This is a genomic window from Massilia sp. NBRC 108631 (genome assembly GCF_059704565.1).
The window spans coordinates 20,396-42,246 of the sequence record NZ_BAAKJE010000272.1; the positions used below are offsets into that span (position 1 = coordinate 20,396).

20 protein-coding genes and 1 pseudogene are annotated in these 21,851 nt (G+C 67.1%); 13 read left to right on the forward strand and 8 right to left on the reverse strand.

The window, feature by feature from the left end; genetic code table 11:
• The first annotated feature begins 64 nt into the window (after nucleotides 1–64).
• The 3 genes from AC6H42_RS30295 to AC6H42_RS30305 are packed head-to-tail and all read left to right on the forward strand — an operon-like array spanning nucleotide 65 to nucleotide 4,069.
• Nucleotides 65–607 carry a TRAP transporter small permease subunit gene (locus tag AC6H42_RS30295; protein ID WP_057156772.1) on the forward strand — a complete coding sequence of 181 codons (543 nt, stop codon included), beginning with the start codon at nucleotides 65–67 and terminating at the stop codon, nucleotides 605–607.
• On the forward strand, nucleotides 604–2,367 hold the full coding sequence (locus AC6H42_RS30300) for a TRAP transporter large permease (protein WP_057156577.1): 1,764 nt from the start codon (nucleotides 604–606) through the stop codon (nucleotides 2,365–2,367). Before AC6H42_RS30295 ends, AC6H42_RS30300 begins: the two co-directional genes overlap by 4 nt.
• Nucleotides 2,368–2,377: 10 nt before the next feature.
• Nucleotides 2,378–4,069: an FAD-dependent oxidoreductase gene (locus AC6H42_RS30305; RefSeq protein WP_497549657.1), complete on the forward strand. Its 1,692-nt coding sequence runs from the start codon at nucleotides 2,378–2,380 to the stop codon at nucleotides 4,067–4,069.
• On the opposite strand, the gene AC6H42_RS30310 is transcribed toward AC6H42_RS30305, so the two are convergent.
• Genes AC6H42_RS30310 through AC6H42_RS30320 form a run of 3 tightly spaced genes read right to left on the reverse strand, consistent with a single transcriptional unit; the run spans nucleotide 4,066 to nucleotide 5,873 of the window.
• A complete protein-coding gene (locus tag AC6H42_RS30310; protein ID WP_057156579.1) occupies nucleotides 4,066–4,818 on the reverse strand; it encodes an SDR family NAD(P)-dependent oxidoreductase in 753 nt (250 codons plus the stop codon). The two genes, AC6H42_RS30305 and AC6H42_RS30310, sit on opposite strands and share 4 nt — an antisense overlap.
• Nucleotides 4,819–4,835: 17 nt before the next feature.
• Complete coding sequence (locus AC6H42_RS30315; protein ID WP_057156580.1) at nucleotides 4,836–5,198, reverse strand: MerR family transcriptional regulator; 363 nt, start codon at nucleotides 5,196–5,198, stop codon at nucleotides 4,836–4,838.
• A gap of 48 nt (nucleotides 5,199–5,246) precedes the next feature.
• Nucleotides 5,247–5,873, reverse strand: a complete 627-nt coding sequence (locus AC6H42_RS30320) for a flavodoxin family protein (protein ID WP_057156582.1) — start codon at nucleotides 5,871–5,873, stop codon at nucleotides 5,247–5,249.
• 209 nt (nucleotides 5,874–6,082) lie between these two features.
• Here AC6H42_RS30320 and AC6H42_RS30325 point away from each other — a divergent pair, with 209 nt between their 5' ends.
• The 3 genes from AC6H42_RS30325 to AC6H42_RS30335 all read left to right on the forward strand — a co-directional run bounded on the left by AC6H42_RS30325 (nucleotide 6,083) and on the right by AC6H42_RS30335 (nucleotide 8,037).
• Nucleotides 6,083–6,637 (forward strand): hypothetical protein, encoded by a 555-nt coding sequence (locus AC6H42_RS30325; RefSeq protein WP_057156583.1) that lies wholly within the window; start codon nucleotides 6,083–6,085, stop codon nucleotides 6,635–6,637.
• On the forward strand, nucleotides 6,634–7,188 hold the full coding sequence (locus tag AC6H42_RS30330) for a DUF4123 domain-containing protein (RefSeq protein ID WP_082551949.1): 555 nt from the start codon (nucleotides 6,634–6,636) through the stop codon (nucleotides 7,186–7,188). The genes AC6H42_RS30325 and AC6H42_RS30330 overlap by 4 nt, the downstream gene beginning before the upstream one ends.
• A gap of 69 nt (nucleotides 7,189–7,257) precedes the next feature.
• Nucleotides 7,258–8,037, forward strand: a complete 780-nt coding sequence (locus tag AC6H42_RS30335) for a DNA-binding protein (RefSeq protein ID WP_497549658.1) — start codon at nucleotides 7,258–7,260, stop codon at nucleotides 8,035–8,037.
• On the opposite strand, the gene AC6H42_RS30340 is transcribed toward AC6H42_RS30335, so the two are convergent.
• Both AC6H42_RS30340 and AC6H42_RS30345 read right to left on the reverse strand, forming a co-directional pair.
• The gene (locus AC6H42_RS30340; protein WP_057156588.1) at nucleotides 8,034–8,723 is read right to left on the reverse strand and encodes a DUF6901 family protein; all 690 of its coding nucleotides are present in this window, start codon (nucleotides 8,721–8,723) and stop codon (nucleotides 8,034–8,036) included. The genes AC6H42_RS30335 and AC6H42_RS30340 overlap by 4 nt on opposite strands.
• Nucleotides 8,724–8,808: 85 nt before the next feature.
• A complete protein-coding gene (locus AC6H42_RS30345) occupies nucleotides 8,809–12,048 on the reverse strand; it encodes a di-heme oxidoredictase family protein (RefSeq protein ID WP_373888189.1) in 3,240 nt (1,079 codons plus the stop codon).
• 256 nt (nucleotides 12,049–12,304) lie between these two features.
• On the opposite strand from AC6H42_RS30345, the gene AC6H42_RS30350 reads away from it, so the two are divergent.
• The 3 genes and pseudogenes from AC6H42_RS30350 (at nucleotide 12,305) to AC6H42_RS30360 (ending at nucleotide 13,745) form a co-directional block, all read left to right on the forward strand.
• On the forward strand, nucleotides 12,305–12,631 hold the full coding sequence (locus AC6H42_RS30350; protein ID WP_307188289.1) for an ArsR/SmtB family transcription factor: 327 nt from the start codon (nucleotides 12,305–12,307) through the stop codon (nucleotides 12,629–12,631).
• A pseudogene (locus AC6H42_RS30355) lies at nucleotides 12,618–13,040 on the forward strand (SRPBCC domain-containing protein); the annotation flags it as partial. The gene AC6H42_RS30350 and the pseudogene AC6H42_RS30355, both read left to right, overlap by 14 nt.
• Nucleotides 13,041–13,067: 27 nt before the next feature.
• Nucleotides 13,068–13,745, forward strand: a complete 678-nt coding sequence (locus AC6H42_RS30360) for a glutathione S-transferase family protein (RefSeq protein ID WP_497549666.1) — start codon at nucleotides 13,068–13,070, stop codon at nucleotides 13,743–13,745.
• Here the strand turns inward: AC6H42_RS30360 and AC6H42_RS30365 are convergent.
• Genes AC6H42_RS30365 through AC6H42_RS30375 form a run of 3 tightly spaced genes read right to left on the reverse strand, consistent with a single transcriptional unit; the run spans nucleotide 13,742 to nucleotide 16,532 of the window.
• Entirely contained in the window at nucleotides 13,742–14,572 is an 831-nt protein-coding gene (locus AC6H42_RS30365; RefSeq protein WP_057156591.1) for an arginase family protein, read from the reverse strand. The two genes, AC6H42_RS30360 and AC6H42_RS30365, sit on opposite strands and share 4 nt — an antisense overlap.
• Nucleotides 14,569–15,834, reverse strand: coding sequence for a sulfotransferase family protein (locus tag AC6H42_RS30370; RefSeq protein WP_497549659.1), 1,266 nt, complete (start codon nucleotides 15,832–15,834; stop codon nucleotides 14,569–14,571). Before AC6H42_RS30370 ends, AC6H42_RS30365 begins: the two co-directional genes overlap by 4 nt.
• A 5-nt stretch (nucleotides 15,835–15,839) precedes the next feature.
• Entirely contained in the window at nucleotides 15,840–16,532 is a 693-nt protein-coding gene (locus AC6H42_RS30375; protein ID WP_057156775.1) for a methyltransferase, read from the reverse strand.
• 200 nt (nucleotides 16,533–16,732) lie between these two features.
• Between AC6H42_RS30375 and AC6H42_RS30380 the strand changes: the two genes are divergently transcribed.
• The 4 genes from AC6H42_RS30380 to AC6H42_RS30395 all read left to right on the forward strand — a co-directional run bounded on the left by AC6H42_RS30380 (nucleotide 16,733) and on the right by AC6H42_RS30395 (nucleotide 21,850).
• The gene (locus AC6H42_RS30380; protein ID WP_497549660.1) at nucleotides 16,733–19,432 is read left to right on the forward strand and encodes an HAD-IC family P-type ATPase; all 2,700 of its coding nucleotides are present in this window, start codon (nucleotides 16,733–16,735) and stop codon (nucleotides 19,430–19,432) included.
• Between the two features lie 224 nt (nucleotides 19,433–19,656).
• Nucleotides 19,657–19,983 (forward strand): hypothetical protein, encoded by a 327-nt coding sequence (locus tag AC6H42_RS30385; protein ID WP_157201017.1) that lies wholly within the window; start codon nucleotides 19,657–19,659, stop codon nucleotides 19,981–19,983.
• Nucleotides 19,984–20,064: 81 nt separating this feature from the next.
• A complete protein-coding gene (locus AC6H42_RS30390; protein WP_497549661.1) occupies nucleotides 20,065–20,469 on the forward strand; it encodes a hypothetical protein in 405 nt (134 codons plus the stop codon).
• A gap of 1 nt (nucleotide 20,470) precedes the next feature.
• Nucleotides 20,471–21,850: a TolC family protein gene (locus AC6H42_RS30395; protein WP_497549662.1), complete on the forward strand. Its 1,380-nt coding sequence runs from the start codon at nucleotides 20,471–20,473 to the stop codon at nucleotides 21,848–21,850.
• Nucleotide 21,851: the final 1 nt, after the last annotated feature.

A 21,851-nucleotide genomic window follows, 5' to 3' on the forward strand; every position in this document is an offset into this window, starting at 1 on the left:
AATTTTCACAACGACCGGATGGCGCAATCACCTTGCACCAAAACGGCACAGGAGACATTTGTACATGCAAGGATTACTCCGCCTCTCGCACTGGCTCGACAAGATCGGCTACCGCTGCGGGCAACTGGCCAACCTGATGATACTGGCTTCATGCGTCGTCAGTGCCAGCAACGCCATGATCCGTTACGGCTTCGACTGGAGCAACAACTGGCTGCTGGAACTGCAGTGGTACCTGTTCGGCGCCGCCGTCATGCTGGGCGCCAGCTACACCTTCCAGCGCAACGAGCATGTGCGCGTGGACCTGGTTTACGGCCACGTATCCGAGCGCAAGCAGCTCTGGATCGACGTGTTCGGCATCATCTTCTTCCTGTTCCCGGCCTGCGTGCTGTTCGCCTGGCTGTCCTGGTATTCGCTGTTCATGCCCTCGTGGGAAGTGCTGGAGCAGTCCAGCAACTCCGGCGGCCTGCCGCGCTACCCGATCAAGATCATCGTGCCCCTTGGCTTCGCGCTGCTCACGCTGCAAGGCATAGCCGAACTGATTAAACGCATTGCCGCACTGGCCGGCAAAGCCCACCTGGACAGCAAGTACGAAAGGCCAGTGCAATGATTCCGCTCGAAATAATGCCGCCGCTGATGTTTGGCGGCCTGGTCGTGTTCATGCTGGTCGGCTTCCCGGTGGCGTTCTCGCTGCTGGCGGTCGGCCTGTTCTTTGGCCTGATCGCCATGTGGCAGGGTTTCTTCGGCGTGTCCTTCATGCAGGCCGTGCCGCAGCGCATCTTCGGCAGCGTGCTGGCCAATGATCTGCTGCTGGCGATTCCGTTCTTTACCTTCATGGGGGCGGTGCTGGAAAAGTGCCGCCTGGCCGAGGACATGCTGGACTCCATGGGCCAGCTGTTCGGCAAGATGCGCGGCGGCCTGGGCTACTCGGTCATCATCGTCGGCTTCATCCTGGGCGCCATCACCGGCACCGTGGCGGCGCAGGTGATCGCCATGGCCATGATTTCGCTGCCGGTCATGATGCGCTACGGTTACCACATGCGCTACGCCACCGGCGTGCTGGCCGCTTCGGGCACCATCACGCAACTGGTGCCGCCGTCGCTGGTGCTGGTGGTGCTGGCCGACCAACTGAAAACCCAGACCGCCAGCGCCGATGTGGGCAGCATGTACCTGGGCGCCTGGGGCCCGTCGCTGGTGCAGATCGGCCTGTTCGCGCTGTACACCTTTGTGCTCTCGCGCGTGCGTCCGGACTGGCTGCCGGCCGCCCCGCGCGACGAGAAAACGCTGGAAGGCTGGGCCTTGTGGCGCCAGTGCCTGCGCGGCATCATCCCGGCCGCCGTGCTGATCTTCATGGTGCTGGGCACCATGATGCTGGGCATCGCCACGCCGACCGAATCGGGCGCCATGGGGGCGCTGGGCGCGGTGATGCTGGCGGTGCTCCGGCATCCGGAGTTCACCCTGCGCGACAAGGTCGTGTTCCGGGTGGGCATGGCGGCCATGGTGCTGGCCGGCCTGATCGGCGCTTTCTACTATGAAAAGCTGACCGGCCTGGCGCAGCCCGCCAAGCCCTTCGTGCAAGCGGCGCTGGCGGTGCTGTACATCGCCGTGATCTGGATGGTGGTGCGCGCCAGCCGCATCAAGCCGCTGCGTGAACTGATCAAGCTGAGCTACCAGTCCACCATGCGCCTGACCGCGATGGTGGTGTTCATCCTGATCGGCTCGACCTGCTTCTCGGTGGTGTTCCAGGGCGTGGACGGCGGCGTGTGGGTCGAGCACCTGTTCACCGGCATACCCGGCGGCTGGATCGGCTTCCTGCTGGTGGTCAACCTGTTCGTGTTCTTCCTGGCCTTCTTCCTCGATTTCTTCGAGATCGCCTTCATCGTGGTGCCCATGCTGGCGCCGGTGGCGCAAAAGATCCTGGCGCCCGAGCTGGAGCCGATGATGGGCAGCCCGGAAGCGGCCGCCTCGGCTGCGCTGGTGTGGTTTGGCGTGATGCTGTGCGTGAACATGCAGACCTCCTTCATGCACCCGCCATTCGGCTTCGCGCTGTTCTACCTGCGCGGCGTGGCGCCCAAGGAAGTCAAGAGCTCCGATATCTACTGGGGCGCCTTGCCGTGGGTGGGCCTGCAAATGGTGATGGTGCTGCTGGTGGCGGCGTTCCCGCAAACGGTGACCATGTTCCTGGACAAAGGCACACCGGGCACAACGGGCTCGGGCGACCTGATCATCGAACGGCCGGCCGGGGATACCGGGCAGGGCGCGGAACCGGACTTCCAGATTCCGCAGTTCGACGACAGCACGCCGGCCGAACCGCCCGCAAGCAAACCGGAGCCGGCGCCGGCACCCAAGCCGGAACCGGACAAGAAGTAGGGAGCCCGCCATGACCGCCTCGCCGTTCGACCAGCCGCCGCTTCCGACCCCGGAACTGGAGCGGCGCCGCCACCAGATTTTCCCGGTGCTGAGCGAGGCGGATATCCGCCACGTGAGCCGCTTCGGCGAGGAGCGCGTCTACCGCGGCGGCGAGGTGCTGTTCGAGGCCGGCAAGCCGACGCCCGGCATCATGTTCGTGCTGGAAGGCGGCATTACGGTCCACCGCCACAACGGCTTCGACACCTGCGCCCGGATCGCCACCCTGCGGCCGGGCCAGTTCACCGGCGAGGTCGGCGAGCTGTCCTGCCGGCCGGCCATGGCCAACGGCATCGCCAGCGGCGAGCTGCGGGTGCGGCTGCTGCCGGCCGAGGCGCTGCGCGCGCTGCTGGTCGCCAGCACCGACCTGAGCGAGCGCATCATCCGGGCGCTGATACTGCGCACCGTGACCCTGCTTGAGCAAAACTCCGGCGGCCCCGTCATCATCGCCCCGCGCGGGCATGGCCGGGTGCACGCGCTGGAGAGTTTTTTGACCGCCAACGCGCACCCCTACACGGTGCTGGACCCGGTCACCGATCCGCGCGCCGTCGCGCTGGTGGAGCAGCACCGGCCGGCGGCGGAGGAGTGGCCGCTGGTGGTCTGCCCCGGCGTGGGGCTGAAGAAAAATCCGTCGATCGTGGAGCTGGGCCGCTGCATCGGCATGCTGCGTCCGCTGAGCGAGGACAAGCTGTGGGACGTGATCGTGGTCGGCGCCGGCCCGGCCGGACTGGCGACGGCGGTGTATGCCGCGTCCGAGGGCCTGTCGGTGCTGGCGCTCGAAACGCGCGCCTACGGCGGCCAGGCCGGGGCCAGCGCGCGCATTGAAAACTACCTCGGTTTCCCGACCGGGATATCGGGCGGCGCGCTGACCGGTCGCGCTTACGTGCAGGCCGAAAAGTTCGGCGTCGAGATCGCCATTCCGGCGCCGGCGGGCCGGCTGGACTGCGCCGGCTATCCCTTGCGGGTGGAAATGTGCGGCAGCCTGACGCTGCTCAAGGCGCGCGCCGTGGTGCTGTCGTGCGGCGCCCGCTACCGCCGGCCGTCGCTGGCCAACCTGAAGCAGTTTGAAGGCAAGGGCGTCTATTACTGGGCCTCGCCGGTGGAGGCGCAGCTGTGCAAGGCGGAAGAGGTGGTGCTGGTAGGCGGCGGCAATTCGGCCGGCCAGGCCGCCGTGTTCCTGGCCGGCCACGCCGCCAAGGTGCACATCCTGATCCGCAAGGGCAGCCTGGCCTCGACCATGTCCAGCTACCTGATCGAACGGATACAGGCCACGCCCAACATCGAGTTGCACACCCACTCGGAAATCATCGCGCTGGAAGGCGACGACGACGGCTTAAAGCAGGTCCGGATACGCAGTTCGCGCAGCGGCGAGGAAATCGATTGCGATACCTGCCGCGTGTTCCTCTTTATCGGTGCGGACCCCAACACGGGGTGGCTGGGCGACTGCGGCGTGGAAGTCGACGAACACGGCTTCATCCGTACCGGTTTCAACGCCATGCTGCCCTTGCAGACCAGTGTTCCCGGCGTGTTTGCCATCGGCGACGTGCGCGCCGGCTCGACCAAGCGGGTGGCCGCAGCGGTCGGCGAGGGTGCGGCGGTGGTGGCGCAGATCCACCAGTTCCTGGCAGCTGCGGAGCTGCAGGCGGTACAGACCTCACAGGTTTAAGCCGCGTCCAGGCCGCCGTCCACCGTAATCACCTGGGCGGTGAGCCAGGCCGCACCGGGCGCGGCCAGCGCGACGATCCAGGGCGCCACATCTTCCGGCACGCCGCGCCGCCCCAGCGGAATGCGGGCGGCTTCCTCGGCCTTCACTTGGACCACCTGTTCCGGCGACAGCTTCATGCGTTCGGAGAGGAACTCGGTTTCGGTCGGCCCGGCCGCCACCGCGTTGACGCGCACGCCGTCGGGCGCCAGCTCCAGCGCCCAACAGCGCGTCATGTGTTCCAGCGCGGCCTTGCTGGCAGCGTAGTGGGACAAGCCCGGCGCCGCCTTGTGGCCGAAAGTGCTCGAAACGTTCACGATGGCGCCGCGCGCAGCCTTCAGATGCGGCAGCGCGGCAGTGGCCAGCAGCGACGGGCCGATCACGTTGACCGCGAAAATCTCCCTGACGCGTTCCACGCCGGCTTCGGCCAGCGGCAGGATGGCGCCTGCGCCCGCGTTGTTCACCAGGATATCCAGCCTGCCCCAGCGTTCGATGACGGTTCGCACCGTCTGCGCCGCGTCTTGCGTACTGCCGGCGTCGGCCACCACGTAGCCGATGCGCGGATTCTCGCCGGCCAGCTCCTGTAAAACCGCCTCGCGGCGGCCGGTGACCACGACGCGCGCGCCTTGCGCCGCGAACTGCCGCGCAGCCGCGCGGCCTATGCCGGCGCCGCCGCCGGTGATCAGTACAACTTTGTCGGTAAATTGATGCATTTCCTTGTCCTTTTTGGTTAAAAAGCAGAGGGGAGGAACAGCTGCGCCATGCGTTCCGCCAGGCGCGCCCGCCGTTCGCCGAGTACCGCGAGCAGCGCATCCAGTTCCTGCAGCTTTGCGCGGTGCTGCAGCAGGCCGGCCTCGCATTGTCCGGCCTCCGCCTGCTCTTGCGCGTAGCAGTGCATAAAGCCCTGGATCTGCCGCGTGCTGAAGCCGCAGTCAAGCAGTTCGCGCACCCAGCGCACCTTGCCTACCGTGTCCGGCGCATAGTCCCGGTAGCCGTTCGGCAGCCGCCGTGACTGAATCAGCCCTTGTGCTTCGTAGTGCCGCAGCAGGCGCCCGGTGATGCCGGCGGCGCGCGCAAGTTCGCCTATCCGCATTGCTCATCCCCCTTTAGCCATTCTCGGCGATTGACATTAGTGGCATTGTCAAGCGGCCTGGCGTTCGGCCAAGTCTTCCGACAAGGCCGCGCGGCCGGCCGCCATCTGGCGCGCCGCCAGCGCAACCCGGGAGCCCAGATGGGCGGAGGTTTTCAGGTCGGCCGGCGTGGCGCCTTCGTCAGCGCCCGCGTCGGCGTCCGACTGTGCCGCCGCGCCGATATAGAAGCCGTGGCGGTTCAGCGTGTCCTCGCTGCTTTGGGAGCTGTTGTGGCCACCCTGCAGGCCCAGGTTGATCCAGTTCATGCCGTGCTGCGCGGCGAAGATGGCGAGCTGCTGCAGCGTGGCCAGCTTGTCGCCGGAGCGGTTGGCGGCGTTGGTGAAGCCTGCGGCCAGCTTGTCCTTCCATTTGGCATCGATGAAGGCGCGGCGCGAACTGGCGTCCATGAACATTTTGAACTGGCCGGAGGCGCTGCCCATGTAGGTGGGGCAGCCGAAGATGATGGCGTCCACCTGTTCCAGCGTGTCCCAGTACCGGTCGATCTCCCCGACGCCGATCAGCAGGGCCTCCGCGCCTGCCGAGGTGGCGCCGGTTGCGACGGCCTCGGCATGCCTGGCGGTGTGGCCGTAGCCGCTGTGATAGACGACGGCGACGCGAACGTTGATTGCTTTTGACATGATGTGTCTTTCGGTAGGTCGCGGCGGCACGGGTGTGCCACCTCATACACTATTAGACGCAGGCGCAGGCCGGTTTGTGACAGGCTGCCCATCAACACGCGCCGATGAGGCTACGGGCAGGGGGCTTGGGGCGGCGGATAGAATTGGAGAGAATTGGCAGCGTTGAAAGGTGAAAGAATAGACATCACACTTCACCTTGCGCACCTCCCATGAACGTCTGCCTCTCGGACCACCCGGACCGGCTTGAACTCAGCATCTTCCGCGCGCGCGGCGCGTCCGGCAGCGTGGCGCACGGCAGCGCGCAGGAGGTATACCGCTACATCAAGGCGCGTACCAGCCGGATCGGCGCTGCCGCCGAACTGCGCGAGCTGATGGAGAAGCAGGGCGCGCACAATCTGCGCTCCGACGACGACGTGTGGCGCGAGGCCGCCTCGCAAGTGATGCTGGGGCGCCTGTTCCTGCTGCTGGGCGAGCAGCGTCCGGCCGTCAGCCCCGGTGCTGGCGACCCCGAGGCGCCGCCAGCGCTGGCAGAGCGCCCCAGGCGTCCCGCCGTCTCGCCGCCGCCGCCGTTGCCGCCGCCGCGCAAGGCAGCAGCAACTGAAGCGCCGCCGCCCGAACCCGAAGTAACGGCGGCGCTGGCGCAGGACGTGCAGGCGGCGGCGCTGGAAGAGGCGGCCAAGGACGGCACGCCGTTCTGCGAAGTCTGCGAGAAGGCCAAGGCGGCGCGCGAAGCGGCGGCAGCGGACTCCCGGGCCGCAGCATGAGCGCCGCGCCGGATATCGTCGCGGCCCCTGTACCCGCCCCCGGTCGCTTGCCTGAGCTGGATGCCGCGGTTGCGGCACTTTGGCCGCACGGCGACAGCCTCAATGCGCCGCAAGTGCACATGCTGGCCGATGGCGCGCGCGACGTGGCCATCGCGCCGATGATACGGTTCGGGAAGCTCGACTATGACTGCCTGTTCGCGGAACCGCTGACGCCGCGCCTGCGCGCGGCCGCACCCTACCTGGTCCATCTGGCGGCGGCCTCCGCGCAGTCGCGCGAGATGCTGCGCCGCTGCGGCGACGGACATTGGGGCATCCTGGTTTCCGCTCCCTCGCACGTCACCACCCGCCAGTTGCGGCTGCATTTCAAGAAACTCCTCTGGGTGCACGACGAGCGGGGCCGCAAGCTGAACTTCCGCTTCTACGATCCGCGCGTGCTGAGTGTGTATCTGCCCACCTGCACCCAGGAGGAACGGGACATCTTCTTCGGCCCCGCCGAGTCACTGTTCTGCATGCAGGGCGCAAGCTTGCAGCGCTACGATCGCCGCACTTGATTCCTGGCCAAGTATGCTGTAATGTATTACGTAATTACATATTACGTAATACATTACAGGAGAATCTGGATGGCCAGGACCGGACTCGATAAAGCCGATGTGCAGCGCGCGCGCGACAGCCTGGTGGCGCAGTCGCTATACCCTTCGGTCGATGCCGTTCGCATCGCACTGGGCAATACCGGCTCGAAGTCCACGATACACAAGTATTTGAAGGAACTGGAACAGGAGCAGGGCGGGGCGCCCCGCCAGAATTCGGTCAGCGGCGCCTTGCAGGACCTGGTGGCGCGCCTGGCCGCCCGGCTGCACGAGGAGGCGGACGGCCGCATCGCTGCACTGGCGCAAGAGCACGAGGAAGAGCGCGCGCGCCTGGACAACGGATTGGCCCAAGCCCGTGCCGAAGCGGCAGACTTGCACGCACGGCTGAACGCGGAAATCGCCGGCCATGCGCAGGCCCGCGCGCAGCTGCAAACCGAAACGCTGGCGCGCCACAAGGCAGAACAGCAAGTGGAGCACCTGACGGAACGGCGCGAGCACGTGCAGGCCGAGCTGCGCAAGGCACAGCAGGCGCTGGTGCTGAAGCAGGAGGAACTGGCGCGCGCAAATCAGGAAGCAGCCAAGGCGGCCACGGAGCTGGCGCACGCGCGGGTCGCGGCATATGACGCCCAGCGCCTGGCGCGGGAACAGGAGGCCAGGCTGGGCCAGATGCGGGAGATGGAACTGGAGCTGGCCAGGTCACGCGCGGCGGCGGACGGGCAAGCGGGCCTGGTGGCCGAGTTGCGCGGCATGTTGCAAGGCCAGCGGGACGGACGGAAGGATGCGGCGCCCAAGGCCGGCCGCAAGCGCGGCTAGGCCAGCGGCGGCTCCCGTGCGGCACTTGGCCGGAATTTTCCCTTGATCTCATCCAGCTGTTCGTCGATGGAAAAGGGCAGCACCTTGGCCAGCAAGTCCAGCAGCAGGAAGGCGTTGATGGCGCCGTCCCCCGTGATGGCATGCTTCAGCCGTGCGGCCATGCCGGCGTTGACGGTCTGCAGCGCCAGGTAGCTGGCCTTCAGGCCGTCCAGTTCCCAGTCCGGGATGCCGCCTTCGCGTTCGATGAAGTACTGCGCCAGCAAGTAGGTGGAGGTCGCGCGGTAGATGGTTTCCTCCTCGGACGCAAACGGCAGGTGGAACTGCGCCATGGGACGCAGGAAGTCCACGCGCGGGCAGGCACTGCTGGCGGAGAGCAGGCCCATCAAGGCGCCTATGCCGCGCTGCACTGTTGTGTCCTTGCTCACCGTGCGCTCGGGCATGTCCACGCGCACTTCCACCTTGTCATAGGAGCGCAGCGCGCCAACCATGGCCACCAGCGGCACGAAGCTTACGGCCATCGGGCAATGCGGCGTGCTGCCGGGCTGCAGCGGGCAATTGGCGCATTGCTGGAATTCGAGGGCGGTCCAGGCGGGCAAATCGGCCGGGGCCGCGCCCGGACCCGCGTCGGCCGCGCAGGAAGCGGTGTGGCCGTCGGCAAAGCGGAAGTGGTAGAGCACATTGTGCATGGCGGTTCCTGGAGGCGCGGGCTAAGCTGCAGTGTATTCCCGGCGCGCGGCTTTCTCAACCGCGCACCGGGCCGCCAACGCTGCGCTACAACGACTTCAGGAATGCAAGCAGGGCTTCGCGGTCGGTTTTGCTCAAGCCTTCAAAGCGCTGGCGCGCGGCGTTGGCTTCGCCGCCGTGCCACATGACGGCTTCGGTCAATGTGCGGGCGCGGCCGTCGTGCAGGTAGCCGGCCTGGCCGCCGTTGCCCAGCACTTTGTCGGTGTAGCCTATGCCCCACAGCGGCGCGGTACGCCACATATGGCCCTTCGCCTGGCCTTCCACCACCTTGTCCGCCAGGCCTTCGCCCATGTCGTGCAGCAGCAGGTCGGTGTAGGGGCGGATGGTCTGGTTGCGCAGTTCTGCGAACAGGTGGCCGCTGCCGGTCTTCATCTCCACCGTGTGGCAGGCGGCGCAACGCATGGCCTGGAACAGCCGGGCTCCGGTGCTGACCTGCTGCGCGTCCACACGGTGTTCGTCCAGCGGCGCCACGCCTTTCGGGAAGCCGCTCGGCATGCTGCGCTGTGCGGGCACAGCCACCAGCGCCAGGTAGCGCGAAATGGACTGCAGGTCCGCTTCCGTCATGCCCTTCTGCGGGCTGGCCTTGGCGCAGCCTGCAGGATCGGTGGCGCAGGAGCGGTTGGGGTAGACCGGCGAGGTGACAGCCATGTCCTGCAGCAGCGCGGCGGCAGCCTGGTGGCGCAGCGAGGCCTTGGACGCCTTCCAGCCGAAGCGGCCCAGCCGCACGGCGCCGGTTTCCGGGTCGAACACCCAGTTCGGCACGCCCTTGACGCCGTCGGCGTCCGGCGTGCTGCCGGCGCGCGACAGGATGTCCGCCTCGGGCACCGCTTCCAGCAGGCCCGCGCCTATCATGGGCTGGGCCGCGCGCAGCGAGTGCATTTCCGGCACCGCCCCTTCGAAGCCCAGCACCGGCTTGCGCAGTTCCACGGCGCTGCCATCCGCCAGCCTGGCGGTGCGCGTTTCAAAGCCCGCCACGCGCACCCCGGTGCCCCAGTTTTGCGGCGCGCCGCTGGCCGAGATGGCGTGCATCTGCACCGCCGCGCCGTACAGCGGATGCGGCACCTGCTGGCCGGCAGCGTTGGTGGCGGCAACCCGCACCGACATGGTGTCGAGCAGCTGGTTGGCGGCAAACGGCGCCGGGCTGCGGCCGTTGTTGACGTGGCAGCCGATGCAGGCGGACTGGTTGAAGCGCTGGCCTTGCAGGCCAACGGCTGCCGTGTAGCGGTCGTTGCCGGGCTCGTTGTGATCGCCGGTGGTGAAGCTGGTATGCACCAGGCGGCGGCCTTCGACGAAACGTTGCACGTTCTGCATGCCGATGTTGTTGTGCGGCTGCTGGAACATGAACAGGCCGTTGTCCGAGTAGTTATAGGACACCGAGCCGTCGCCGCCGGACAGCGTTTCGGCCGGCAGCGGCACCGAGTTCAGGCGCGGCTGCACGCCGTACCATGGCCGCAAACCGGTGCCCACCACGTAGATCCACTCGGCGGAGTAGTAGCGCACGCCGCCGCTGTCGCCCTTGGCCTGCATGGACTCGGCGGTGCTGAACATGGAGGGCGACACTTCGATCACATCGCCCACCACCAGCGGCCGGGCAGGGATGTTCTGGCCGTTCGGGAAGCCGTTGGCGTCCAGCGCGTTCATGCCCGGGTAGTTCTTCACCTGGATGGTGCAGCCGCCGTTGATGCCGTCTGCATTGCTCAGCCGGTTGTTTGCCGGGTAGGCGACCGGCTTGCAGATGTCGATATTGTCGTTGATCAGCTGCCCGGGCGCCATCCAGCCGTAGCCGGTGACGCCGGGCCGGTCGATGGCGCGGAAGAAGGCCACGCCACCCTTGAGGAAGTCCACCGTGGTGTACTGGTTCACGGTCAAGGTAGGCTTGGTCACGCCGGCCACGCGGCTGTTGTCGATCACCTCCACGCCCCAGGTGCGGTTCTTGAAGTACTGCGGCACGAAGGTCAGGTAGTTGCCCGGGCCTTTGTCGCGCGGCATACCGGTGACCGGATCCACGGTCTCGTTCGGGCCGTAGCCGATCTCGTTCCATTCCTCGCCGCGTTCGCGGCCGTGGCGGGCCAGCCCGCGTGCGCCGAAACGGGTGACCAGGGTGCCGTCCGGCAGCGTGAACTGCAGCGTTTCCAGCGGTTCGGCGGCGGACGGCAGGGGCGCCCAGCCGGACCCGCTGGCCGGGAATTTCAGGGCCGAGGTGACGGACGTGGGCAGCGTGTTGTCGCTGCCTGGCGACTTGAACTCCACTTCGAACAGCGAATAGCCGTAGCTGGTGGCGCGCGCGATGCCTTGCAGGCGAACGTAGCGGGCGTGGATGCCGAGGTTGAAGAACTCTTCGGTGCCGCCCTGGCCGTTGCCGACGTAGCGCGCCTGCGACCAGTTCTGGCCGTCGTCCGACGCTTGCAGCGCGTACTGCTTGCCGTAGGCGTTCTCCCATTGCAGCTTCATGTAGCCGACGCGGGTTTTGGCGCCAAAGTCGAACTGGATCCAGGCGCCGTTCTCGGCCTTGCTGGCCCAGCGCGTGGCCAACTTGCCGTCGATCGCCTGGCCGGCAGCCAGGCCACCGTTTTCCGGCTGGGACGAGGCCGCCGCAACCGGTTTGAGCAGGACGCCGGGACGGGATGTGTCGATCGGGCCGGGATCGCTTCCAGGATCGGGCTGCGGGGCCGGCTCAGGCTGCACCACCGTGCCGCCCGAATAGGCCTGGATCTCGAAAATCGAATAGCCGTAGCCGGTGGAACGCTTCACGCCCTGCATGCGCAGGTAGCGGCCTTGCCCGGTGAGGGCGGTCCAGTCTTCGGAACCGCCGCTACTGCCTTCGACCGCCTTGATGGTGGTCCAGTTCGCGCCGTCTTCCGAGGTTTGCAGCAGGTACTGCGTGGCGTGCGCATTTTCCCAGTCGATGCGGACCCGGTTGATGGGCACGGAGGCGCCGAAATCCAGCGTCAGCGATTGCTCGTCCGAAAAGGCGCTGCCCCAGCGCGTGCTGACGCTGCCGTCGATGGCGGCGGCGGCAGCCAGGTCGCCGCGTTCGGCCGAGGTGGCGCTGGCGCCCACCGGCGTCAATGCCGTTTCCTGCGCAGCGCCGGCTGCGGCCATGCCCCTGGCCGAACTGCCGCCCTGGATGCTGGAGCTGAGCAAGGTTGGGCCGCCGCTGACTTTGCTTTCGCTGCCGCCGCCACCGCCGCAAGCGGCCAGCAGCAAGGAAAGGGCGAGAGGTAGCCCTTGGATGGATGGATTTCTTCGATATGGCATGTGGTGCATGCTACCTCCCATGAAACAGTTTCAAGTTAAAAATGACAACCGTCATATTGACTTGCCAATTAAAAGCCGCCTGTGTGAGGCGGCTTGCGATGTGCTCGGGACAGTTACCATGGACTTCCCGTAGAGCAACTTTTGGTAACATATCTTGTGTCATGAATCATGTCAAGCGCCACACTTTGCCTGAATCGCCATTGACCCGGCTGGCGCAGCGTGCTAATTTAACCTAATGGTTAAATACGAAAGCCAATTGGATGCGGTGTTTACCGCGCTGGCCCACCCGGCCCGGCGCGCCATGCTGGCTCGCTTGAGCCGGGGCACCGCCACCGTGGGTGAACTTGCCGAACCGTTCGAGATGTCGCTGCCTGCGGTAACCAAGCATCTCAAGGTGCTGGAGCGGGCCGAACTGATCAGCCGCAGCAAGAGCGCCCAGTGGCGTTTGTGCCGGCTGGAAGCGGCGCCCCTGAACAGCGCTTCCGGCTGGATAGACGAACAGCGCAAGGTGTGGCAGTCGCGCCTGGACCGCCTGGAAGACTACCTGCATGTCCTGCAAAACGAGAAAGGAAGAGACGATGGCAACGAGTGAACGCGAACTGGTGCTGCAACGGGAACTGCCGTTTCCACGCGAATTGATATGGAAGGCCATGACCGTGCCCGAGCACGTGAACAGATGGTGGGGGCCGGATGGTTTCCGCAATGAGAACGTGGCCATGGACTTCCAGGTCGGCGGCGCCTGGACGTTTGACATGGTGGGCCCGGATGGCGCCCGCTATCCCAATCGTTCCGTGTTCAAGGAGATTACGCCGCCGTCACGCCTGGTGTACGAGCACGGCGACGGCGCCCGGGTCTGGTTCGAGGCCAGCATCGTGCTTGAAGAGACTGCCGGCGGCACCCTGATCACTTTGCGCCAGCTGTATGACAGCCAGGCGGCGCGCGACGAGGTGGTGGAAAAATACGGCGCCATCGAGGGCGGCAAACAGCACCTGGCCAAGCTGGACAATTATCTGCGCGAGCACGGCGGCCTGGCTGCCGGGACCGGCACGCAGCTTGCGCTGTACGGCCATCCGTTTTCCTCGTACACGCAGAAAGTGCTGATCGCGCTGTACGAAAACGGCACGCCGTTCGAATTCCGCTGTCTGGGCCCGGATACGCCGCAGCACGCTGCCGAGTGGCAGCGCCGCTGGCCGCTGAACAAGTTCCCCTTGCTGGTGAACGGCGAGCGCGACCTGGCCGAGAGCAGCATCATCATCGAGTACCTGCAGATAGTCCATCCCGGACCGGTGCGGCTGCTGCCTGCGGACGCCACGGCGGCGCTCGACGTGCGCTTTATGGACCGCTTTTTCGACCTGCACGTGATGACACCGATGCAGCATGCGGTAGGCGGTGCGTTGACAGGTGTAACGGCCAAACGGGAGGAAGCGCTGGCCTACGCCGCCGGCAAACTGGAAATGGCCTACGCCTGGCTGGAGCGCCATCTCGCAGGCAAGGGCTGGGCCGCCGGCGCCGAGTTCTCGCTGGCCGACTGCGCTGCGGCGCCGTCGCTGTTCTACGCCGACTGGACGCATCCCATTTCGGCCAGCTATCCGGTGCTGAGGGCTTACCGCGCCCGCCTGCTGGCCCGCCCGTCCTTCGCCAGGGCGGTGGAAGAGGCGCGGCAGTTCCGGCACCTGTTCCCGCTGGGAGCGCCGCAGCGCGACTAAGGCAGCAGCACCCGCAGCAGGTCCAGGCAGGCGCGCGCTGCCTGGCCGCCGCTGTCCTGCTCTCCATGCCAGGACGAGACCGATACGCCAACCAGCGGAAAGCCGCGCAGGCGCTCGAACAGGGCCGCCATCTGCTCCAGGCCAGGGCCGTTGGGCACATGGTATTTCAGCGCGGGCATGCGCTGCGACTCGTCCAGCACATCGGTGTCGAAATGCAGGTACAGGGTTTCGCCGGACGACAAGTGCGTGAGTACATCGTCCCATTCGCTGTGCACGATGGCGGAAGCGCGCAAGGCTTCGTCTTCGCCGGGATCCAGGTCGCGCGCGTCGGACAACACGATGCGCTCCTCGGGATAGGGGCGCGCGCCCACCTGCGCGCGCATGGCGGCGATGCTGTCGCGCTGTTCCTTGCGCCGGTCGGGCCGGCCCACCAGCATGGCCAGCGGCATGCCGCCCAGATATTGCGTCTGGGTGGTGGCCCAGGTGTGGAAGTCGCCGTGCGCGTCCAGCCACAGGATGCGTTGCGGCTCGCATCCTGCCTGCTGCAAGCCCGCCAGCATGCCTATGGATGAGACGCAGTCGCCGCAGATGCTGAGCGGCAGCTCGCCGGTGCGCACGGCCAGCCGGACTTGCTCGGCCAGCAGGGCGTAGATGGTACCCATGCTGCGCAGCTGCTCGTTCTTGTCCGCAATGGTGACAGGCGGTTGCTCGGGCGGGGCGATGATGGTCCAGGGATGCTCGTCCAGCTTGGCGACCTGGCGCAGGCCGTCGCGCCGCTGCCCCATCAGATAAGGCGCCAGCAGCCGCCGTACCGCCGCGCCGCTCATTGCCACGCCTCCGGCTCGGCGCCGTAGCCCAGTTCGCGCATGGTGCGCGCGACGTCGGGCAGGCGGGCCAGCGGTTCCAGCAGCAAGCGGCGCTTGCGCCAGCGGCCGGGCGCCGGTGTTTCGGTGGCCATGGTCACCGGCAGCTGGCGCCCGCACAGGTCCGGCGGCGGCGGCAGGTCCAGCCAGCCGTACACGCGCGCCAGCGTGCCGGCGGGATCGGCCAGGAAGTCTTCGAACGCGACGCGGTGCGCGGCCACGCCGCTGTCCAGGATATGGCGGTGGCAGGACAGCCACTGGTTCAGGCACACCAGCTCCAGGCTGCTGCGCGCGTAGGCGCGCCAGTTCGGCGGCAGGTCGAATTTCCACCAGCGGCGCCCGAAGGCGCGGAAATTGGAGTAACCCTCGATGGCCAGTTCGGCGCCGGCGCGCGCCATGTCGTGCGAAAAGAAGCCGGTGGGCGACAGCCAGCCGTCCATCAGGCCGTTGACGCACTGCGCGTAGCCGCGCGTCAGGTGGATGTGGCGCACGTCCGCGTTGGGAAACAGCTGCTGATAGAGGCCCGGGCGGTAGGCATCGGACGGCGTCTTGAACAGTAGCACCTTGCTGGCCGCATCGTCCTCGGTGCAGCGCCGGCGCCGCAGGTCGGGCAGCACGAAAGGCGGCTCCTCGATCTTGGCCGCCTCCGCGAAAGGACGGCATTCGCCGGGGCCGATCTTGCCGTCATAATAGTCCAGGCGCCAGTGTTCGCCCCCGAATATGCCGGCCAGCACGGCCCTGGCCACGTCCTGCTGTGCGATGGCGCGGCCCTGGCCGGGGGCTTGCTCGCAGGCGGCGCCGAACGATGCGGCCAGCGCCTGCTGCAGACGCGCGTAGGCGTCCCGCGTGCCGAACAGGGCAGGAAATTGCAGCAGCAAACGCCTGCTCCAGCGCTGCTGCAGCTCGCCCAGCGGGGCGATGTGCGCGGTGGCGATGCTCAGGCCATCGAAGATGTTGTCGGCCAGTCTGTCCGGCTGTGCCAGGCGGTCGATAGCGTCGCTGGCGCAGGCCGCGTCCTGGCCGAAGCCATTGCCGCTCAGCGCCAGGAAGGGCTCGGCTTCACCGTCCAGCGCTGCCACGCCGGGGTGGCTGGCCATGGCCGCCTTGAACAGCGTGGAGCCCGAGCGCGAACTGGTGAGAATGACCGCCACGCGGCGCACGCTGGCGCGCCAGGGCGCGTGGGGCACGGCGCGCAGGGAGTTGACGCTGGCAAGCAGGCTGTCCATCGCCGCTAGGCGGACGTGGCGCGCTGGAACAGGAAGGCGTAGAACTGGCGCTCTTCGGCTTCGCCGGGCACGCTGCTGGCCAGCAGCGCGATGCTAAAACCGGCTTCCGCCGCCAGCCGCTTGACCTCGTCCACGGCGCCGAAATTGGAATGCGAGAAGTAGATCCGGCCGCCAGGCTTCAAATACTTGCCGGCTTCACGGAAGAAGCGGGTATTGGTTTGAAACTCGGTGTCCCACTGCGAACGGGCCACCACGTCGTGCGCGGGCTTGTTGCGGAAGGGCAGGTTGGCGGTAATGACGTCGAACTGCTCGCCGCCCACCTCGTCGAACAGGTCGGAGCGGCGCACTTCCATGACGCCGTCGAAGCCATGTTCGTGCGCGTTGTGGGTGGCGCTGCGCACCGCCGCCGGGTTGATGTCCAGCGCCAGGACGCGCCCGGCCTGCGCGTAACAGCTGAAAATGGCGATGACGCCGGAGCCGGTGCCCACATCGAGCACGCTCTCACCGGGTTCGATGCGGAAATTGCGCACCAGCGGCTGGCTGTCGAGGAAGGGCCAGAAGGTGTCCGGATAGACGTGGAACTTCTTGCCGAGATAGGTGATGGTGCGGCCTTCGTCCGGCACTTCCTTGAAAGCCTTCTGCCGGCTGCGCTGCCACCGGTCGACCTTGAGTTCATTGACGGGCAATGCGGATTCCATGGCGAACTCCAGCAGTTTGACGTGCACCATACTACGCACGCCGCCAGGCCGAATCAAGCGTGTGCGGCGGCCTGTGCAGGAACCCCACAACTTGCAGCTTGCGAGCCGCGCGGCTTCACCGCCCGGTTATTTTTGATCTGGATCAACGAAGTTTCAATAGGGGCGCCCCATAATGGCGCCTGCTCAAGGCGGACCTAACCATGGAAAATCATCTGACACCGATTCCCGCCGATGCATGGCACGCCTGGACGGCGGCCGAGGTCCTGGCGCGCCTGCAGACCGGCGCGCAAGGCCTGGCCGGCGAGGAGTGCACGCGGCGAGCCGCGCTGTCCGGGCCGAACCGCATGCCGGCGCCGCCCAGGCCCAGTCTGGTGATGGCCTTCCTGCGCCAATTCAATAACGCGCTGATTTACGTCCTGCTGGCATGCGTGGCCGTGACGGGCGCGCTGCAGCACTGGGTCGACAGCGCCGTGATCCTGGCGGTGGTACTGGTCAACGCCGTCATCGGCCTGGCCCAGGAAGGCAAGACCGAGCGGGCAATGGACGCGATCCGCGACATGCTGGCGCCGGCTGCCACCGTGCTGCGGGAGGGCCGGCGCGCCACCGTGGGGGCCGAATCGCTGGTGCCGGGCGACATCGTGCTGGTGGAGGCCGGCGACAAGGTGCCGGCCGACTTGCGGCTGCTGTCTGCTCATGCGGTCTCGGTCCAGGAGGCGATCCTGACGGGCGAATCAGCCACGGCAGCGAAGCACTGCGCACCGGTGGCCGCCGGTGCCGCGCTCGGCGACCGTGCCAACATGCTGTTCTCGGGCACCATCGTTGCCACCGGACAGGCGCACGGCGTGGTGGTGGCCACCGGAGCCTGCACGCAGATTGGCCGTATCAGCGGCATGCTGACCGAGGTGGGCGTACCCGATACGCCGCTGGTCCGGCAGATGGCGGTGCTGTCGCGCTGGCTGACCGCGCTGATCCTGCTGCTGGCGGGCTTGATGCTGGCGTATGGCTATTTCGTTGGGCGTTACCCGTTCGGCGAGATCTTCATGGCGGTGGTTGGGCTGTCGGTGGCAGCGATCCCGGAAGGGCTGCCGGCCGTGATGACGGTGACCCTGGCGGCCGGCGTGCAGGCCATGGCGCGGCGCAAGGCGATCGTCCGCCGCTTGCCGGCCATCGAGTCGATCGGCGCGGTGTCGGTGATCTGCACCGATAAAACCGGCACGCTGACCCGCAACGAGATGATGGTGGGCGCGGTCGTCACCGCCGGGCACGTCTTCACGCTGCAGGGCGATGGCTATGCGCCGACCGGCGCGCTGCACCTGGATGAAACCGAAGTGGACGCCGGCGAGTTTGCCGTGCTGGAGGAACTGGCGAGGGCGGCGGTATTGTGCAACGACGCCGAGCTGCACGACCGCACCGGCACCTGGTCGGTCGAGGGCGACCCGATGGAAGGAGCGCTGCTGGCGTTCAGCGGCAAGATGGGCATAGACGCATCCGGCGAGCGGCGCTTCTGGCGCCGTACCGACGCCATCGCCTTCGACGCCCGCCACCGCTACATGGCGACGCTGCACCACGACCATCTCCACCATGCGGTGGTGTATGTGAAGGGAGCGCCCGAGCGGGTACTGGCCATGTGCCGCAGCCAGCGCGCCGAAGGCGGCGCCACCGCGGCGCTGGACCGTGGCTATTGGGAGCGGCAGGCCGAGTCGCTGGCGGGCCGTGGCCAGCGGCTGCTTGCCTTCGCCGCGCTGCCCGCTCCCGGTGCCACTGCAGTGCTGGAACACAGCACGGTTGAAGGGCCGCTGACGCTGCTCGGAATGGTGGGCATGGTCGATCCGCCGCGCCTCGAAGCGGTGAACGCGATAGCACAGTGCCATGCGGCCGGCATCGCCGTCAAGATGATTACCGGCGACCACGCCAGCACCGCTGCGGCCATCGGCCGGCAAGTCGGGCTGGCCGGTGCCGGCCAGGTGCTGACCGGCGCCGACCTGGACGGCATGGACGACATGGCCCTGCGCGGCGCGGCCGCATCGTGCAATGTATTTGCGCGCACCAGCCCGGAGCACAAACTGCGCCTGGTGATGGCGCTGCAGGCGCAAGGCATGACGGTGGCCATGACGGGCGACGGCGTCAACGACGCTCCCGCACTCAAGCGTGCCGACGCCGGTATCGCGATGGGGCGCAAGGGTAGCGAGGCGGCCAAGGAGGCGGCGCTGCTGGTGCTGGCCGACGACAATTTCGCCACCATCGTGGCGGCGGTCCGCGAGGGCAGGACGGTCTATGACAACCTCAAGAAGGTTATTAGCTGGACCTTGCCGACCAACGCAGGCGAGGCCGCCACCATCGTGGCTGCCCTGCTGTTCGGCACGGTGCTGCCGGTCACGCCGGTGCAGATCCTGTGGGTCAACCTGGTGACGGCGTCCACGCTGGGGGTCGCGCTGGCGTTCGAGCCGACCGAGGACAACACCATGGTACGTCCTCCGCGCGCCCGCAGCGAGGCGCTGATCGGACCGGCGCTGGCCTGGCACATCGTCCTGGTGTCGCTGCTGTTCGTGGGTGGAGTGTCGGGCATACTCAACTACGCGCTGGCCAAGGGCTATCCGATCGAACTGGCGCGCACCATGGCGCTCAATACGCTGGTGGTGATGGAGGTCTTCCACCTGTTCTTCATCCGCAACATCTACGGCACTTCGCTGACGTGGAAGGGCCTGCGCGGCACCAGGGCGGTGTGGGCGACCATCGCCATGGTGACGGCTGCCCAGTTCGCCGTGACCTATTTGCCGCCCATGCAGGCGTGGTTCGCGACCCGCCCGGTGCCCTGGCTGGACGGCTTGCTGGTGGCCGGCACCGGCGTGGTGCTGTTCGCGCTGCTCGAGATCGAAAAGCAGATCCGGCTGCGCCTGTGAAGACGGACGGCCGAATAGGCGGAAAAGTGCTTGACCTTCCCGCAATGGGAAGGTGTAGCGTATGCTTCCCTTACTCGACTTGCCATGGTTTGGCCGGCTGCTGTACCATTTGCACACTCATGCGTATACTTTTCCGTTTCCTGTTGTGGATGTTGATAGCAGCAATGCCGCTGCAGGGGAACGCGTTCGCCGGTATCCCATGCGCCGGCACGGCTGGCACAGGCATGGAAAGCCATGGTAGGCAAGCGCCGCCCGCCGCGCACCACGCCATGGCCGCCAGCCAGCACTGTGCGGACATGGCCGGCGTGGCCGCCGCCGTTCCGGCAAACGGCGGCCATGACTGCGCCGGCCACGATGGCGGCGATGCTGCGGAAAGCCATGGCAAGTGTAGCCAGTGCGCAAGTTGCTGCACGGGCGCGTCCGCGCCGCCGGCCATGCCTTCCCCGGTTTTCCCCGCTGCCTTCTCCACGGTCGCGCCATCCGCAGCCGAGCCTGCGATGATTGCCCACGTTCCGGCAACGCCCAAGCGTCCGCCGCGCCACAACGCCTAAGCATCGATATAGGCGCGGGCTGCGGCCCGCCTTGCCCGGCGCTGCGGCGGCGGGCCTTCATTCCCCTTTAGAAAGAACATCATGAATCGCTTCAGCTTGCTGCTACTGGCAGCCGTTGGCGCGCCGTTGCTGGTGCACGCACAGGTCGCCCGCCCGCCGGCGGCTGTGACGGACGCCAACGCCGCCGTGCCTGCTCTGCAATACCGGTCCATCTTTACCAGCCAGCCAACCCCTGACCCTGCCGCCACGCCCGACAAGGTGTGGATCCAGGCCAACCGCGACGTCACCGGCGGCTCGGGCCACGGCGGTCATGGCGGTCATGCAGGCCACGGCACGGAGCCGGCCCGGCAACCGGCTGCCGATCCGCACCAGGGCCACCAGGACCCGCACCAGGGACATAAGGAACAGAAGGACCATGACGGCCATCAGCACCAAAGGAAGAACAAGGTCCACGAGGGCCACGACATGCACAAGAAAGGCCACTAACATGCAGAACTTACCCACGCCCGCGCTGGGCCGCATGGCGGCGGCGATGTCGGCCGTATTGCTGGCAGGCTGCGCCAGCCTGTCGCCGGATGGCGGACTCAATGACGTCTCGCGCCTGACCCGGGAGCGCATCGGCCAGCCTGCTGCCTTTACCAAGCAAACCGCGCAGGAAGATGGCGCCGGCAATGCACAGGTGCAGTCGCTGCTGTCCCAGCCGCTCAGTGCGGACACGGCGGTGCAGATTGCCTTGTTGAACAGCCCTGCGCTGAAAGCCTCATTGGCCGAACTGGGCCTGTCTGAAGCCGAGTTCGTGCAGGCCGGCCGCCTGCGCAACCCCAGCTTCGGCTTTAGCCGGGTGCGGGGCGGCAACGACAAGGAGATCGAACGCAGCATAAGCTTCGACCTGGCCGGGCTGCTGACCTTGCCGGCGCGGCACCGTATTGAACAAGGCCGATTCGAGCAGGCCAAGCTGCAAGCGGCATTGCAGGCGGTGCGGCTGGCGGCTGACACCCGCCGCGCCTACTACATGGCGGTGGCAGCCGCGCAGTCGGCAGCGTTTGCCGAGCAAGTGCGCGGCGCCGCCGAGGCGTCCGCCATGCTGGCGGCGAATATGGCCAAGGTTGGCAACTGGAGCAAGCTGGACCAGGCCCGCGAGCGCGCCTTCCATCAGGACGCGATGACGCAGCTGGCGCGCACCCGCCACGCAGCGGCGGCCAGCCGAGAGAAGCTGATCCGGCTGCTGGGCCTGTGGGGTGAGCAGCAGAACTTCAGTCTGCCCGACCGCTTGCCGGACTTGCCGGCGCAGCCGCAGGAACCCGGCAATGCCGAGGCGCGCGCGCTGTCGCAGCGGCTCGACGTGCTGGCGGCGCGGCGCGACGTGGATGCCACTGCTTCCGCGCTCGGGCTGACCAAGGCCAGCCGCTTTTTCAATGTCTTCGACGCAGGCTATACAAACAAGAGCAGCACCGGCGCGCCGCGCGAGAACGGCTACGAGATCTCGCTGGAATTGCCGCTGTTCGACTGGGGCGGGGCCAACGTGGCACGCGCCGAAGCGCTGTACATGCAGGCGGTACACCGCACGGCGGACACCGCGGTGCGGGCGCGCTCCGAAGTGCGCGAGGCCTACTCGGCCTATCGCACCACCTACGACATCGCGCGCCACTACCGCGACGACGTGGTACCGCTGCGCAAGCAGATTTCCGATGAAGTCATGCTGCGCTACAACGGCATGCTGGCCAGCGTATTCGAACTGCTGGCCGACTCGCGCGAGCAACTGGCCAGCGTCAACGCCGCCATCGACAGCCAGCGCGACTTCTGGATCGCCGAGAGCGAGCTCCACTCCGCCATCAACGGTGGCGGCAATAACGAACCGAGGAATTAAG